Below are 15,618 nucleotides of genomic sequence, written 5' to 3' on the forward strand. Positions count from 1 at the left end.
CCGGTACGCCGCCGCGCCCGGCCGCAACCAGCAACAGCGCGGGCAGGGCGTCGTGGTCGGCGACCAGCCGGTTGCCCCCACCGAGCCGGTCTGCGCGCCCGTCCTTGCCGCTGAACTGCAGGTCGCCGTGGACCTGCGGGTAGCTGTGGTGCAGCGTCAGGTGCCGGCTCAGCTCGGCCGGGTCCTGCCAGGCCGGGTCCTGCCCGGCGACGCCGACCCGGTAGGTCGACTGCCCGACGAGCAACTCCACACTGGTACCCGAGACCGTCGCCGACCACCAGCGGACCAGCTCGGCGTAGTCGGCGGCCGGGTGGCCGAGGTGCCAGTACAGCTGCGGCGCGATGTAGTCGATCCACTGTTCCCGCACCCAGCGGCGGCTGTCGGCGTGGATCGCGTCGTAGGACTGCAACCCGTTCGTCCGCGAACCGAGCGGGTCGGTGGCGGCGTTGCGCCAGATGCCGAACGGGCTGATACCGAAGCGCACCCACGGCTTGACCGCCCGCAGCCGGTCGCTCGTCTGCGCGACGAGCAGGTCGACGTTGTGCCGGCGCCACGCGGCGAGGCTGTCGAAGCCGGCCCCGTACGCGGCGAAGCTGGCCTGGTCGGCGAAGGTCTGTCCGTCGACCGGGTACGGGTAGAAGTAGTCGTCCCAGTGCAGCGCGTCGATGTCGTAGCGGGCGACCGCGTCGATCATCGCGTCCTGGACGAAGGACCGCACCGCCGGCTGGCCCGGGTCGAAGTAGAGCCGGCCGGCGTACGTGATGACCCATTCCGGGTGGCGGCGGGCCGGGTGGTCGGCGACCAGCCGCGTCGGGTCGGCGTGGTTGGCGACCCGGTACGGGTTGCACCAGGCGTGCAGTTCCAGGTTGCGGGCGTGCGCCTCGGCGACGAGCACGCCCAGCGGGTCGTAGCCGGGGTGCCTACCCTGCTGCCCGGTAAGCACCGCCGACCACGGCTCGTACGGCGACGGCCAGAGCGCGTCGGCGCTTGGACGTATCTGCACCACGACGGCGTTGCACCGTAGCCGCCGGGCCAGGACGAGCCAGTCGCGCAGCTCCGCCTGCTGGGCGTCCGGCGCCAGTCCGGGCCGGCTCGGCCAGTCCAGGTTGGCGACCGTGGCCAGCCACAGGCCCCGGAACTGACGCTTCGGTATCGCCGTCGACGGAGTGCTCATGAGCGAGATGGTGGTTTTGTCAGATGAGTCAGACAAGCAATGATCTGACACGCCCGTGTCGCACCCCGCACTGGAGTGGCATCAGGCGCCGAGAAGCCGGGTCAGGCCGGCCGGGCTGACGGCACGTCGCCCCGGGTGGCCAGCCACCAGCCGGCAGTCGCGACGACGGCGACCAGCCCGGCGAAGCCGAACGGGGCGGCCAGCCCGACCCCGGCGACGAGGGCGATGGTGGCGGTGCCGGTGGCCACCGTCGCCACCAGGGCCACCAGCAGCAGGGCGCGTACCGTGTCGGCGGCGGCGAGCAGCGTACGCGGCGCGACCCGGTCGGCAAGCGTGCCGGCGGCCAGCCCGGCGACGAGCCACGGCAGGGTCTGCGCGGTGGCGACGACGGCCAGCCCGAGCGGGTCCCCGGTCAGCGACAGGGCCAGCAGCGGGAGGGCGGCGAGGCGGATCCCGTCACCGTTGTTGGCGAGGGTGGCGGCGCTCCAGAACCGCCAGAACGGTCGACCGAGCGGTTGCGACATGTGTACATCATGCACCGACCGGTCAGAGCCGTTGCCACAGTGCCGGCACGTTCGGCGGTTCCCAGCCGACGAGGGCGGTGTGTGCCTGCCGGCACCGGTAGTCGACGCCGGCGTAGCTGACGACGGCACCGACCTGGTACGCAGTGCCGGCGGCCCAGGTGCCACCGGGCTGACCGGGTGACGCGGTGGGCGTTGGCGTCGGGGGCGCGGTGGTCGGCGGCGGTGGCGTCGGAGTGGGTGACGGCGGGGGTGGGGTCGGCGACGGGCCCGGACCTCCACCGATCTGGACGTCCACGCAGGAGTAGAAGGCGTTCGTGGTGTCGGCGACATTCCAGATCGCCAGCACTTTGTGCCGGCCGGTGCGGCCACCGAGGTGCACGGTGTGCGACACGGTGGCGTTGGGCTGCCGGCCGCCGTCGTCGAACACGGCGATCCGGGTGCTGCCGACGAAGTACTCCCAGGTGCTGGTGGCATGCCGGGCGGTCAGCGTCCAGGTGAAGGTGGCCGCCCCGCCGACCGTGGTGGCCGGCCAGTTGACGCTGTCGTCGTCGAGAATGGCGAACCGGCTCACCCCGCCGTGGCAGGTGCGCTGCCCCTTGGGGCCTTCGACGCTCTGCGGCTCCCACACGATCGGGCCGCAGCTGGCGACCCGGCCCTGCGCGCACATCGCCTGTCGGCTGGGCGGGTAGGAGACGTAGCCGTGGGCGCTGGCCGGCGTGGCGACCAGCAGGGTGCCGAGGATGGTGCCGGTGGCGAGCAGGGGCAGGAGAAGTCGTCGTTGCATGGGGGCGCTCCGCACGTCGTGGGTGGCGGTGGGGGCGGCCGGCCGTTGCCGACGAAGTTAGCGTAAAGACAGTTAACAGTAAAGATTGTGAACGAAGAATTTCGATACGTCGACGCCCGTGAGTCGCCGTGCGACGGTCAGCCGACGGTGCGACCGTGCCGGTCGCGGGCCTTGATCCGGGTGATCGGCATCTCCGGTGCCGGTAGCGGGGCGTCCACACAACCGGTCACCGTGCCGAACCGGTGGCCGGCCGCCCAGTCGTCGCGGGCCGCCACCAGCTCCTCGTGGCTGCGGGCGACGAAATTCCACCACATGACGAGCGGCTCCTCGAACGGCTCACCGCCGAGCAGGAACAGCCGGGCATCACCGTCGGCGGCGGTCACTGTCGACGCCGACCGACCCTCACCCAGATAGAGCAGCCCACCCTGGGCCAGCTCCACCCCGTCGACCCGGGCCGTGCCGGACATCGCCAGCAGGGCGTACTCGAAATCGTCGCGCAGCGTCAGCTCGACGGGCGCGGGGCTGCCGATGTCGATCTGTGCTCCGACGATCGGGCTGGCCATCCGGGCCGGGGACCGGACGCCGGCGTACTCGCCGACCACCACGGTGAGCCCCGCGTCGCCGGCACCGACCTGCGGCAGCGCGGCGTGGTGCTCGAACCGCGGCTCCCCGTGCCTGGCCGACTCCGGCAACGCCACCCACAGCTGCAGCCCGTGCATCACCGGCGGATGCGCCGGCGGCGACTGCTCCGAGTGGGCGATCCCGTGTCCGGCGGTCATCAGGTTGAGCTGCCCCGGCACGATCGACTGCATACTGCCCAGGCTGTCCCGGTGCAGGATCTCCCCGTCGACCAGCCAGGTCACCGTCTGCAGCCCGGTGTGCGGGTGCGGCGGAATCTGCATGCCGGGCCGCCCGGCCACGTCGTCCGGCCCGAAGTGGTCCACGAAACACCAGGCACCGACCATGCGCCGGGGTCGCTGCGGCAGCAGCCGCCGGACCGTCGTGTAGCGGCCCAACGGTACATCGTGGCCGGGTAGCAGGACGCTCTCCGGCTGCGCACCGGCGACCGTGGTCCCGTCGTACCGGATGCTTCCCGACGCCGCCGCACTCATGCCTCGACCCTACGCGGGATGCCGCCGGTCCGCCGCCGGGATGCGCGGTCACCCGGCGCGGTCCTCCAGGTCGCCCTCGGTCCGCAGGAACACCTCCCGCAGCCCGTCCAGCACCGCCGGGTCGGGGTACTCCCACAGTTTGCGGTCGGCCGCCTCCAGCAGCCGCTCGGTGATGCCGTGCAACGCCCACGGGTTCGACTCGGTCAGGAACCGCTGATTGACCTCGTCGAGCACGTACGTCTCGGCCAGTTTGTCGTACATCCAGTCGGCTACCACCCCGGCGGTGGCGTCGTAGCCGAACAGGTAGTCGACGGTGGCGGCCAGCTCGAACGCCCCCTTGTAGCCGTGCCGGCGCATCGCCGCCAGCCAGCGCGGGTTCACCACCCGGGCCCGGAAGATGCGAGCGGTCTCCTCGTGCAGGGCGCGGGTGCGCACCGCCTCCGGCCGGGTGCTGTCGCCGACGTAGGCAGCCGGGGCCGACCCGGTCAACGCCCGGACGGTGGCGATCATGCCGCCGTGGTACTGGAAGTAGTCGTCGGAGTCGGCGATGTCGTGTTCGCGGGTGTCGATGTTCTTCGCCGCGACCGCGATCCGCCGGTACGCCGACTCCATCTGGTCGCGGGCCGGCGCGCCGTCGAGGTCCCGGCCGTAGGCGTAGCCGCCCCACACCGCGTACACCTCGGCCAGGTCGGCGTCGTCGCGCCAGTTGCGGCTGTCGATCAGCTGCAGCAGCCCGGCACCGTAGGTGCCCGGCTTGGAGCCGAAGATCCGCATGGTGGCCCGCCGGGTGTCACCGTGGGCGGCCAGGTCGGCGCGGGCGTGCGCGGCGACGAAGTTCACCTCGTCGGGCTCGTCGAGGGCCGCGACCAGTCGGACCGCGTCGTCCAACATGGCCACCACATGCGGGAACGCGTCGCGGAAGAAGCCCGAGATCCGCACCGTCACGTCGATGCGCGGCCGGCCCAGCTCCTCGGCCGGGACCACCGTGACGCCGGTCACCCGCCGCGACGCCTCGTCCCACACCGGCCGTACGCCGAGCAGCGCCAGCACTTCGGCGATGTCGTCACCGGCGGTCCGCATCGCCGACGTGCCCCACACCGACAGTCCCACCGAGCGAGGCCAGTCGCCGGCGTCGGCCCGGTAGCGGGCCAGCAGCGACTCCGCCATCGCCTGCCCGGTCTCCCAGGCCAGCCGGCTCGGCACCGCCTTCGGGTCCACCGAGTAGAAGTTGCGCCCGGTCGGTAGCACGTTGATCAATCCACGCAACGGCGACCCGCTCGGCCCGGCCGGCACGTACCCGCCGGCCAGCGCGTGCGCGACGTGGGCCAGCTCGTCGGTGGTGCGGGCCAGCCGGGGGACCACCTCGGTCGCCGCGAAGTCCAGAATCCGGGTGACCAGCGCGGCCCGTCCGTCGGCGCCGAGCACGCGCTTGGCGACCTCGGCGACGGCGTCCGACCGCCAGCCGTGCTCCTCCATCGCCGCGACCAGCTCCCGGGCGGTCGCCTCGGCCGCGTCGGTGTCGTCACGGTCGGTGCCGGACTCGTCCAGGCCCAGCGCCTCCCGCAGGCCGGGCAGCGCGGCCACCTGCCCGGCCCACATCTGCCGGGCCCGCAGCATCGCCAGCACCAGGTCGACCCGGGCCGCGCCGACCGGCGCCGACCCGAGCACGTGCAGCCCGTCACGGATCTGCACGTCCTTGATCTCGCAGAGCCAGCCGTCGACGTGCAGCAGGAAGTCGTCGAACTCGGCGTCGTGCGGCCGGTCGTTCAGACCGAGGTCGTGGTCGAGCCGGGCGGCCTGGATCAGCGTCCAGATCTGCGCCCGGATCGCCGGCAGTTTGGCCGGGTCCAGTGTGGCGATGTTCGCGTGCTCGTCGAGCAGCTGCTCCAGCCGGGCGATGTCGCCGTAACTGTCCGCCCGGGCCATCGGCGGCACCAGGTGGTCGATCAGGGTGGCGTGTGCCCGGCGTTTGGCCTGGGTGCCCTCGCCGGGGTCGTTGACCAGGAACGGGTAGATCAGCGGCAGGTCGCCGAGGGCGGCGTCCGGCCCGCAGTCGGCGCTGAGTCCGACCGTCTTGCCCGGTAGCCACTCCAGGTTGCCGTGCTTGCCGACGTGCACCACGGCGTGCGCGCCGAAGCTGTGCTCCAGCCACCGGTACGCGGCCAGGTAGTGGTGACTCGGCGGCAGGTCCGGGTCGTGGTAGATGGCCACCGGGTTGGCCCCGAAGCCGCGCGGCGGCTGCACCAGCAGCACGATGTTGCCGGTACGCAGCGCGGCCAGCACGATCTCGCCGTCCGGATCCCGGGACCGGTCGACGTACAGCTCGCCCGGCGGCGGACCCCAGTGCCGTTCGACCTGTTCCCGTAGCTCGGTCGGGAACTCGGCGTACCAGCGACGGTAGTCGGCGGCCGGGATGCGCACCGGGTTGCCGGCCAGCTGCTCCTCGGTGAGCCAGTCCGGGTCCTGCCCGCCGGCGGCGATCAGCGCGTGCATCAACGCGTCGCCGTCGCCGTCGGCCAGCCCCGGCAGCGCGTCGGGGCCGTCGGGCGGCCCCACGTCGTAGCCGGCGTCGCGCAACGTCGACAGCAGCGCCAGCACACTGGCGGGGGTGTCGAGCCCGACCGCGTTGCCGATCCGGGCGTGCTTGGTCGGGTACGCCGACAGCAGCACCGCGATCCGTTTGTCGCCCGCCGCGATGTGCCGCAGCGCGCCGTGGCGGACGGCGATCCCGGCCACCCGGGCGGCCCGCTGCGGGTCGGCGACGTAGACCGACAGCCCGTCGGCGTCGATCTCCTTGAACGAGAACGGCACGGTGATCAGCCGGCCGTCGAACTCGGGGATGGCCACCTGGGTGGCGGCGTCCAACGGGGACAACCCGTCGTCGGTGGCCGCCCAGGTCTGGCGGGAGCTGGTCAGGCAGAGTCCCTGCAGGATCGGCACGTCCAGTTCGGCGAGCGCGCCGACGTCCCAGGCGTCGTCGTCGCCCCCGGCGGAGGCGGTCGCCGGCCGGGTTCCGCCAGCGGCCAGCACCGTCACCACCAGGGCGTCGGCCTGGCGCAGGGTGGCCAGCAGCTGCGGGTCGGGCGAGCGCAGCGAGGCGCAGTAGACCGGCAGCGCCCGACCGCCGGCGGCGTCGACCGCGTCGCACAGGGCGTGCACGAAGCCGGTGTTGCCGGCCAGGTGGTGGGCCCGGTAGTAGAGCACCGCCACGGTCGGCTGGCCCGGTCCGGTCGGCACGTTCGGGCGTTCCAGTACGCCCCACTCCGGGGCCGGCCGCGGCGCGGCGAAGCCGTGCCCGGTGAGCAGCACCGTGTCGGACAGGAATCGGTGCAGTTCGGCCAGATTGGCCGGGCCGCCGTGGGCCAGATAGGCGTGGGCCTCGGCGGCCACCCCGGCCGGTACGGTGGACAGCTCCATCAGGGCGGCGTCGGGTGCCTGTTCGCCGCTGAGTACCACCACTGGGCGTCCGTCGGTCAGCAGCGCGTCCAGTCCGTCCGGCCAGGCCCGGCGGCCGCCGAGCAGCCGGACCACCACGAGGTCGACGTCGGCAAGCAGGGGCGTGAGGTCGTCGACCGACAGCCGGGCCGGGTTCGCCAGGCGCCAGTCGGCACCGCTGGCCCGTCCACTCAGCAAATCAGTATCTGAAGTGGACAGAAGTAGCATCATCGGACGCCTGGTCCTCCCTCGGGGTCCGCGCCCCGGGTCGTCGGTCGCGGCGACCGGAGTCTCCTGGCTCCCGGATCGAGGCTCGCCCCGGCCTTCCCGCCCCGTGGATCGGGGCCGTGGCCGTCGGTGGGGTCCGCTCCCCGGTGACAGTGGCGGGACCGCGCCGGAATCACACCGGCTTCCTCCACTTGCCGCCGCAGTTGGCTACCGACCACTGTCACGACCCGGGGACGTTTCGTCAAGGTGTGATCTATTCGCCGCGAGGGCGTCGCCTCCCGTGGCAGCCCGTAGTATCCGCCGCGTGTCCGCCTCGCCGCTGCCGCCCGTCCGGGGCGGCCCCGATGCCTGCCCCGGCACGCTGGCGCTGCATCCGGCCGCCGACGGGCACCTCGCCCGGGTCCGCTGCCCCGGTGGGCTGCTAGCCGCCGGCCAGCTGACCGTACTGGCCGCCGCCGCCCGTGACCTCGGTGACGGACACCTGGAGCTGACCAGCCGGGCCAACGTACAACTGCGGGGGGTGGCCGCCGACGCCGCCGGGGTGCTCGCCGGCCGGCTGAGCGCGGCCGGGCTGCTGCCCGCACCCGGACACGACCGGGCCCGCAACATCCTCGGCTCCCCACTGGCCGGTGTGGACAGTGTGCCTCGGTGGGACGTCGCGGCGCAGGTCCGCGCCCTCGACGCGGCGATCTGCGCACAGCCACAGCTGACCCGCCTCTCCGGCCGGTTCCTGTTCGCCGTCGACGACGGTCGGGGCGCCACCGTCGCGGCGCGCCCCGACGTGGGCCTGCTGCCCGGGTCGGACGGCCGGGTCGGTATCCGGCTCGCCGGGGTCGACCACGGCCTACGGACCACGCCGACCGACGCGGTCCGGGTGGCGGTCGCCGCCGCCCGGATCTTCCTCGCCGACGAACGTGCCGTGGCCGGCACCATCTGGCGCATCGGCGACCTCGCCGCCGCCGAACTGGCACGGTTCGTCGCGGCGCTCGCCACCACGCCGGGCGTCCACCGGGTCGCGGCCGACCCGCCGACCGCACCGCGACGGTCCGGCGTACCGCCGGTGGGCGTGCTGCGCCGCCCCGACGGCGACCAGGCACTCGTGCTCGCCGTACCGCTGGGTCAGCTCACCGCCGCGCAGGCCGACCTGCTCGCCGCCGCCGCACCGCAGGCGCGGATCACCCCGTGGCGGACCGTGGTGCTGCCTCGGCTCACCGACGCACCCGGCTGGGCGCGCCGGCTGCACCGTGCGGGTCTCGACACCGACCCCGGGTCGCCGTGGCTCGGCGTCACCGCCTGCGCGGGCCGTCCCGGCTGTGCCCGGTCGCGGGCCGACGTACGGGCCGACGCGGCGGCGACGCACGCCGGCCGGCCGGCCGCGGCCAGTGGGGCGCACTTGCCGGTGCACTGGATCGGCTGTGAGCGCGGCTGCGGCACCCCAGCGGGACCGGCGCTGCGGGTCCTCGCCACCGGCGACGGCTACCAGGTGAGCGCGCCCGGCCGCCCCACCGTCCACGTCCTACCAGGGGCGGCGCTGGCCGCCGCCGTCCGCACCGCACGCGAGGAGCCGTGATGGACCACGTCCGCGACGGGGCCGAGATCTACCGGCAGTCGTTCGCCACCATCCGCGCCGAGGCCGACCTGAGCCGGCTCACCGCCGAACAGGCCCGGGTCGCCGTCCGGATGATCCACGCCTGCGGGATGGTCGACCTGGTCGACGACCTGGTCTTCTCGCCGCAGGTGGTGGTGGCGGCCCGGGCCGCGCTGCGCGCCGGCGCGTCGATCCTCTGCGACGCCACGATGGTGGCCGCCGGGGTCACCCGACGCCGGCTGCCGGCCGCCAACCCGGTGCTGTGCACCCTGTCCGATCCCCGGGTGCCTGAGCTGGCCGATCGGCTGGGCACCACCCGCAGCGCTGCGGCCGTCGAACTGTGGGGCGACCGCCTCGACGGCGCGGTGGTCGCCGTCGGCAACGCACCGACCGCGTTGTTCCGACTGTTGGAGCTGGTCGACGCCGGTGCCGGCCGGCCGGCGGCGGTGCTCGGCGTACCGGTCGGCTTCATCGGCGCCGCCGAGTCCAAGCAGGCTTTGATCGACCATGGCGGACTGGAACACCTGGCGGTCCGGGGACGACGCGGCGGCAGCGCGATGGCCGCCGCCGCACTCAACGCGATCGCCAGCGACGACGAGGGACAGGTGGGCAGATGAACGCGCGTCGCGGCGGCCCGGGTCGGCTGTACGGCGTCGGCCTCGGCCCCGGTGACCCGGAACTGGTCACCGTGAAGGCGGCCCGGCTGATCACCGCCGCCGATGTGATCGTGCACCACAGTGCCCGGCACGGCCGCAGCGTCGCCCGGTCCATCGCTGAGCCGTACCTGCGCGCCGGACAGATCGAGGAGGCGCTGGTCTACCCGGTGACCACCGAACGCAGCACCCACCCCGGCGGCTACCGGGCGGCAATGGACGAGTTCTACGCCGACTGCGCGCGACGGCTGGCCGCCCACCTCGACGCCGGTCGGACCGTGGTCGTGCTCGCCGAGGGCGATCCGCTGTTCTACGGCTCCTACATGCACCTGCACAAGCGGTTGGCGCACCGCTACCCGACCGAGGTGGTGCCCGGGGTCACCTCGATGAGCGGGGCAGCCGCCGCACTCGGCCGGCCGCTGGTCGAGGCCGACGAGGTGCTGACCGTCCTGCCCGGCACCCTGTCCGGTGCGGAGCTGACCCGACGGTTGGCCGACACCGACGCCGCCGCCGTACTCAAGCTGGGTCGGACCTTCCCGGCCGTCCGCGACGCGTTGACCGTCGCCGGCCGCCTCGACGACGCCTGGTACGTCGAGCGGGCCAGCACCGTCGGGCAACGCGTCGCGCCGCTGGCCGACGTCGACCCGGCGACCGCGCCGTACTTCTCTCTGGCGTTACTGGCCAGCCGTCGCGGTGGCACTGTCGCGGCGAGCGCCGCCGACCCTGCTCGGTCCGGCGGGGGAGAGGTGGTGGTGGTCGGCCTCGGCCCGGCCGGCCGGGACTGGATCACCCCGCAGGCGCAGGCCGCCCTCGCGGCCGCCGACGACCTGGTCGGCTACGGACCGTACCTGGACCGGGTGCCGGCCAACCCCCGGCAACGCCGGCACCCGTCGGACAACCAGGTCGAGGCGCAGCGCGCCGCCCACGCGCTGCGGTTGGCGGCCGACGGAGCCCGGGTCGCGGTGGTCTCCTCCGGTGATCCCGGGGTGTTCGCGATGGCCACGGCGGTGCTGGAGGTCGCCGCCGAGCCCCGCTGGAAGGACGTGCCGGTCCGGGTGCTGCCCGGGGTGACCGCCGCCCAGGCGGTGGCCAGCCGGGTGGGGGCACCACTCGGGCACGACTACTGCGTGCTGTCCCTGTCGGACCGGCTCAAGCCCTGGCCGGTGATCGAACGGCGGCTGCGCGCCGCCGCCCGCGCCGACCTGGTGATCGCGATCTACAACCCGGCGTCGCGCAGCCGGACCTGGCAGCTGGCCAGGGCCCGGGACCTGCTGCTGGAGCACCGGTCGGCACACACCCCGGTGGTGGTGGGCCGCGACGTCGGCGGTCCGGGTGAACGCGTCGACGTGGTGGCGTTGGCCGACCTGGATCCGGCCATGGTCGACATGCGGACCCTGCTGATCGTCGGCTCGTCGGCGACCCAGGTCAGCCACGACGGCGCCGGGCCGCCGGTGGTGTTCACCCCACGGCGCTACCCGGGCTGAGCGCCCGCCGCCGCGCCCAGCCCGATCAGCCAGGTAAGGGCGGCGCCGACGTCGTTGACCGTCGGCACGGGTGGCGCGGCGGCCCGGTCGACCATCAGCACCGGGAGTCCGAGCTCGCGCGCGGCGACCAGTTTGGCGGACGTCTCGTCGCCGCCGCTGTCCTTGGTCACCAGCACGTCGATGGCGTGCGCGCGCATCAGCGCCCGCTCGCCGTCCACGGTGTACGGGCCGCGGTCGAGCAGCAGCACCCGGTCGGCGGGCAGCGGCGGCTGCGGTGGGTCCACCGTACGGATCAGGAAGAAGATCCCGGCCAGCGGCGCGAAAGCGGCCAGACTCTGCCGACCGGTGGTGAGCATCGCCCGGGTGCCCAACCGGGGCAGGGCGGCGGCGGCCGCGCCCAGGTCCGGCACCCGGTGCCAGACGTCGCCCGCACCGGCGACCCAGCCGGGCCGGCGCAGCACCAGCAGCGGCGTACCGGCCAGCGCGCAGGCCCGCACCGCCGAGGCGGAGATCCGGGTGGCGAACGGGTGGGTGGCGTCGACCACCGCGCCGATGCGCTCGTCCCGCAGCCAGCTAGCCAGCCCGTCCGGTCCGCCGAAACCACCGACGCGGGTCTCGCCGTGCGGCAGCCGGGGCCGGGCCACCCGGCCGGCAAGCGAGGTGACCACCCGCGCCGCCGGGTCGGCCGCCAACGCGGCGGCGAGCTGACGAGCCTGGGCGGTGCCGCCGAGAATGAGCACCCGTGGTCCGCCGTCCGGGCTGGGGCCGGTGCGGTCACCGGTCATCGGATTCCTAATGAGTTCTGGGAGTGAGCCATCCGGCAAACTCCTTTCGTGGATACTCCGGCCTTCTTCAGGCGGGGAGGATTGTCAATGCCGGCACCGGTCGGCGCTGTACAGATGGCTGTCGGGGAAATTTTCCGCGCCGAGCACCGCGCCGACGATGATCACTGCGGTACGCCGTACGCCGGCGGCGTGCACCTGGCCGGCGATGTCGGCCAGCGTGCCCCGCAGCGCCACCTCATCGGGCCGGCTGGCCCGGGCCACCACCGCCACCGGACAGTCCGCGCCGTAGTGCGGTACCAGGTCGGCGACGACGGCGTCGATCCGTTGCACCGCCAGGTGCAGCACCAAGGTGGTCCGGCTGGCACCGAGGGCGGCCAGCTCCTCACCGGGGGGCATCGGGGTCGACCGGTCCGATACCCGGGTCAGGATCACCGTCTGTCCGACCTCGGGGACGGTCAACTCCCGCCCGAGCGCGGCGGCTGCGGCGGCGAAGGCGGGCACGCCGGGCACGATCTGGTACGGCACCCCGGCGGCGTCCAACCGACGGATCTGCTCGGCGACGGCGCTGAACAGCGAGGGGTCGCCGGAGTGCAGCCGGGCGACGTCGTGCCCGGCGGCGTGCGCGTCGACCATCTCTGCGACGATCTCGTCCAGGGTCAGCCGGGCGGTGTCGACCAGCCGGGCCCCGGGCGGGCAGTGGGCGAGCAGCTCGGTCGGGACCAGACTGCCGGCGTACAGGCAGACCGGGCTGCTCGCGATGACCTCGCGGCCACGGATGGTGATCAGGTCGGCGGCACCGGGGCCGGCCCCGACGAAGTGGACGGTCACCGGCGGTGCACCACCCACTGGGTGACCGGCATGGCCGGCCGCCAGCCGGTGAAGCCGCCGACCGGCGCTGCCCGACTGATCGCGATCCGGGTCAGGTCGCCGCCGTGGCGGGCATACCAGTCGGCGAGGAGCACCTCGGACTCCATGGTCACCGCGTTGGCCACCAGCCGGCCGCCGGGCCGCAGCGCCGACCAGGCGGCGTCCAGCAGCCCGGTGGTGGTGACCCCGCCGCCGACGAAGATCGCGTCCGGGGGGTCCATGCCGACCAGTGCCTGCGGGGCCGCCGCGGCGACCACCGTGATGCCCGGTACGCCGAGCGTCTCCGCGTTCGCCGCGATCCGTTGAGCCCGCCGCGGGTCGTGCTCTACGGCGATGGCCCGGCACTGCGGGTGGGCGCGGGACCACTCGATGGCGATGCTGCCCGATCCGGCCCCGATGTCCCAGAGCAGCTGCCCGGGCAGGGGACCCAGCCGGGCCAGGGTGACCGCCCGGATCTCCCGTTTGGTCAGCTGGCCGTCGTGCTGGTAGACGTCGTCGGGCAGCCCCGGTATCCGGGGCAGCGGCGGGGTGTCCGGCTCGGCCCGGCACTGCACCGCGACGACGTTGAGCGGGTCGACGTCGAGGCCGCCCCAGTCCTGGGCGGTTGCCGTCCGCAGCCGTTCCCGGGCGCCGCCGAGTTGTTCCAGCAGGGTCAGCGGGCTGGGTCCGTAGCCCCGTGCGGTGAGCAGGTCGGCTACCTCACCCGGGGTGGCCGTGCCGGCGCTGAGCACCAGCAGCCGGCGCCCGGGGTGGACCAGGGGGTGCAGCAGCTGTACCGGGCGGCCGACGGCGCTGACCACGTCGACCTCTTCGACCGGCCAGCCGAGCCGGGCGCAGGCCAACGAGACCACCGACGGGTGAGGCACCGCCCGTACCCGCTCGGGGCCGAGCAGCCGGACCAGGGTGCCGCCGATGCCGTAGTGCATCGGGTCGCCACTGGCCAGCACAGCGAGGTGCTGCCCGCGGTGTTCGTCGAGCAGTCGGGGCAGGTGGGCGAGCAGCGGGGTGGGCCAGGTGCCGGTGGTCGCCGGCCGCTCGGGCGGTGGGATCAGCTCGATCTGCCGGCGGCTGCCCAGCAGCGCGGTCGCGGCGCGCAGCGCCGACCGGCCGGCGCCGGACAGCCCGTCCCATCCATCGGCGCCGATACCGATGACGGTGACCACAGCCGGTCCGGATCTGGGGGGCATCGTCCGACGGTAACGGTTCGCCGCGTCGCTCGACATGGCCACCCCGCCGGTGGTGATCCGCGTGACGCCGCCCGGATCAGACGTTGCCGAGCCGACGGGTGACCGTGATGACGAGCACCACCCGATCCGGGTTGGGGCGTGGTACCCGGTACCGCAGGGCGTAGCGCTGCTCCGCATCCCGGACCGTTGGCGGATCGTCGTGCAGCCGGGCCAGGCCTTCCAGCGTCGACCATCGCTTCCCGTCGACCTGGCAGACGGCCACCCGGGCCCCGGTCACGCCGGCGGCCCGCACGTGTGCGGCCTTGCGGGACCGGCCGGAGGTGATCACCCGGGCGACGCCGCCGTCCGGGTCGAAGGTCACTCCCACCGGAACCACGTGCGGGCTTGCGTCCGGGCGCAGCGTGGTCAGCGTGCACAGGTGCCGTTCGCGCCAGAAGTCGCGCAGCGCGTCGCTGACCTTCGGCCCGGAAGCAGATGTCGTCACCCGTCGTATTCTGGCACCGTGGGCGCCGGGCGGCGGTCCCGACGCGCCCGTGTGGGGCTGGCCGGCCGGTCCCGGTGCGGTCGGTGCCGAATCGGCTGCGTTGAGTCGTGGCTCAGCAATGGGGTGCCGTGCTGGCCGTCGAACCAAGCAATTGCTAGTCCGCTACAGCGCGTCCAGCAATCGTTCTCGCAGGGTGCGCGAGTAGTGTGTCTCGGCGGGGCGGCGCGCCTTAACGTCGGTCTCCCGCAAGAGTCGGCTGCGTCGCCCCACCTTCGAAATCGGCCATCGGCGGCGGCCCGGTGGGTGCCCGTCCCGGTGCTGTCGACCCCGCCCCGTCGACGCGGTGCCCGTCGGTCTAACGATCTGTAGACCCGGTTGAACCGTCCCCGTCGGACCGCCGTATGCATGGTCGAGACACCGGCGGAGACCGCCGACGCCTCACCGAACATCCTCCGACAGTGTCTGGCGGCCCCACGCTCGGGGCGTCGCCGGACACGGGCCGTGCGGCCCACCGGGATGCCGTCGATCGAGCGGCGCGGCTACCGGCAACTGTCCCCAGAAGGGTTAGGTTGTCAGTCCCATGTACTCGCGTTCTCCCCGGCGGAGGGTCGACCACCCGGTCGGTCCCTCGCCGTTGAACTCCCGGCGGTGGAAGGTGGCCGGCACGGTCGGCTTGGCGGCTGTGATCATGGGGGCCGGTCTCGGTCTCGCGGCGGCGGACACCTCTGCCGCCAACGATGTCGGGGTGATCGTCTGTCCGAGCGTGGTGGACCGGTTGCCGGCGGTGCCGGCGGCGGCGCAGGCCGAGGTGGACCGGAATCTGCAGGCGCTGGAGACGCAGCTTGCCGAGGCCAACGCGCGGTTGGTGAGCAGTCAGGGTCAGGGTGGTCCCAACTTCGTGGACAACGCGATTCTTGGTCCGTTGGCGAGTAAGCGGGCGGCGGCGATCGAGCGGATCGCGATCTCGATCGGTCGGCAGGGGCAGCACCCGGCCGGTCTGGACCAGCTCGCCACCTGTGAGCTGCGGGAGGACTGACTCCGGCCGACACAGACAGGTTCCCGCCGCTCACCCGGGAACCCGCCCCTCCGGCGCCGCCCTCCTCGCGGTCGCCGGAGGGGCATCTTAATTTCGGCTTAGAATCTATTGTGATCATACGGTGACTTTGTGTGTCGTCAGGTACGTTTTTGCACGTGGATTGAGTGGTAGGTAGCGGGATGATTCCGGCAGCCTGGTGACCTGACAATCAAATCCGCGTGCCGTTCATCCGTCGACGCCTCAACTACGTAGATGCTGAGGGACGGCACTGGAGCGG

Annotated in this window: 12 protein-coding genes, 1 pseudogene and 1 riboswitch; of the genes and pseudogenes, 4 read left to right on the plus strand and 9 right to left on the minus strand. The window is 73.5% G+C overall.

Features of this window, described 5'->3' with window-relative positions; all coding sequences use genetic code 11:
• The 5 genes and pseudogenes from ACXAHD_RS08560 to cobN form a co-directional block, all read right to left on the minus strand.
• On the minus strand, positions 1 to 1,174 hold a 1,174-nt coding region (locus ACXAHD_RS08560; protein ID WP_475049620.1), incomplete at its 3' end, for a glycoside hydrolase family 10-like protein.
• A 215-nt stretch (positions 1,175 to 1,389) separates the two neighbouring features.
• Positions 1,390 to 1,698, minus strand: a pseudogene (locus ACXAHD_RS08565) (MFS transporter); the annotation flags it as partial.
• Positions 1,699 to 1,720: 22 nt separating this feature from the next.
• The gene (locus tag ACXAHD_RS08570; protein WP_289212782.1) at positions 1,721 to 2,482 is read right to left on the minus strand and encodes a lytic polysaccharide monooxygenase; all 762 of its coding nucleotides are present in this window, start codon (positions 2,480 to 2,482) and stop codon (positions 1,721 to 1,723) included.
• A 137-nt stretch (positions 2,483 to 2,619) separates the two neighbouring features.
• On the minus strand, positions 2,620 to 3,594 hold the full coding sequence (locus tag ACXAHD_RS08575) for a pirin family protein (protein WP_475049624.1): 975 nt from the start codon (positions 3,592 to 3,594) through the stop codon (positions 2,620 to 2,622).
• A gap of 48 nt (positions 3,595 to 3,642) precedes the next feature.
• Positions 3,643 to 7,260, minus strand: coding sequence for a cobaltochelatase subunit CobN (gene cobN, locus ACXAHD_RS08580; protein ID WP_289212784.1), 3,618 nt, complete (start codon positions 7,258 to 7,260; stop codon positions 3,643 to 3,645).
• Positions 7,261 to 7,317: 57 nt separating this feature from the next.
• Positions 7,318 to 7,444: riboswitch (cobalamin riboswitch) on the minus strand.
• 117 nt (positions 7,445 to 7,561) lie between these two features.
• Between cobN and ACXAHD_RS08585 the strand changes: the two genes are divergently transcribed.
• Genes ACXAHD_RS08585 through ACXAHD_RS08595 form a run of 3 tightly spaced genes read left to right on the plus strand, consistent with a single transcriptional unit; the run spans position 7,562 to position 10,982 of the window.
• On the plus strand, positions 7,562 to 8,827 hold the full coding sequence (locus tag ACXAHD_RS08585) for a precorrin-3B synthase (protein ID WP_289212785.1): 1,266 nt from the start codon (positions 7,562 to 7,564) through the stop codon (positions 8,825 to 8,827).
• Complete coding sequence (locus ACXAHD_RS08590) at positions 8,827 to 9,462, plus strand: precorrin-8X methylmutase (protein ID WP_475049628.1); 636 nt, start codon at positions 8,827 to 8,829, stop codon at positions 9,460 to 9,462. Before ACXAHD_RS08585 ends, ACXAHD_RS08590 begins: the two co-directional genes overlap by 1 nt.
• Positions 9,459 to 10,982, plus strand: coding sequence for a precorrin-2 C(20)-methyltransferase (locus ACXAHD_RS08595; protein WP_289212787.1), 1,524 nt, complete (start codon positions 9,459 to 9,461; stop codon positions 10,980 to 10,982). Before ACXAHD_RS08590 ends, ACXAHD_RS08595 begins: the two co-directional genes overlap by 4 nt.
• Here ACXAHD_RS08595 and ACXAHD_RS08600 read toward each other — a convergent pair.
• From ACXAHD_RS08600 to ACXAHD_RS08615, 4 genes are all read right to left on the minus strand, one after another.
• Positions 10,970 to 11,767: a cobalt-precorrin-6A reductase gene (locus ACXAHD_RS08600; RefSeq protein ID WP_281554742.1), complete on the minus strand. Its 798-nt coding sequence runs from the start codon at positions 11,765 to 11,767 to the stop codon at positions 10,970 to 10,972. The genes ACXAHD_RS08595 and ACXAHD_RS08600 overlap by 13 nt on opposite strands.
• A gap of 84 nt (positions 11,768 to 11,851) precedes the next feature.
• Positions 11,852 to 12,595, minus strand: coding sequence for a precorrin-4 C(11)-methyltransferase (cobM, locus tag ACXAHD_RS08605; protein WP_475049632.1), 744 nt, complete (start codon positions 12,593 to 12,595; stop codon positions 11,852 to 11,854).
• Positions 12,592 to 13,821: a precorrin-6y C5,15-methyltransferase (decarboxylating) subunit CbiE gene (gene cbiE / locus ACXAHD_RS08610; RefSeq protein ID WP_475049634.1), complete on the minus strand. Its 1,230-nt coding sequence runs from the start codon at positions 13,819 to 13,821 to the stop codon at positions 12,592 to 12,594. Before cbiE ends, cobM begins: the two co-directional genes overlap by 4 nt.
• 76 nt (positions 13,822 to 13,897) lie before the next feature.
• Complete coding sequence (locus ACXAHD_RS08615) at positions 13,898 to 14,305, minus strand: pyridoxamine 5'-phosphate oxidase family protein (protein ID WP_281554745.1); 408 nt, start codon at positions 14,303 to 14,305, stop codon at positions 13,898 to 13,900.
• 673 nt (positions 14,306 to 14,978) lie between these two features.
• Between ACXAHD_RS08615 and ACXAHD_RS08620 the strand changes: the two genes are divergently transcribed.
• Entirely contained in the window at positions 14,979 to 15,341 is a 363-nt protein-coding gene (locus tag ACXAHD_RS08620) for a hypothetical protein (protein ID WP_475049638.1), read from the plus strand.
• Positions 15,342 to 15,618 lie beyond the last annotated feature (277 nt).

The organism is Micromonospora sp. ABR4_055 (assembly GCF_056160425.1).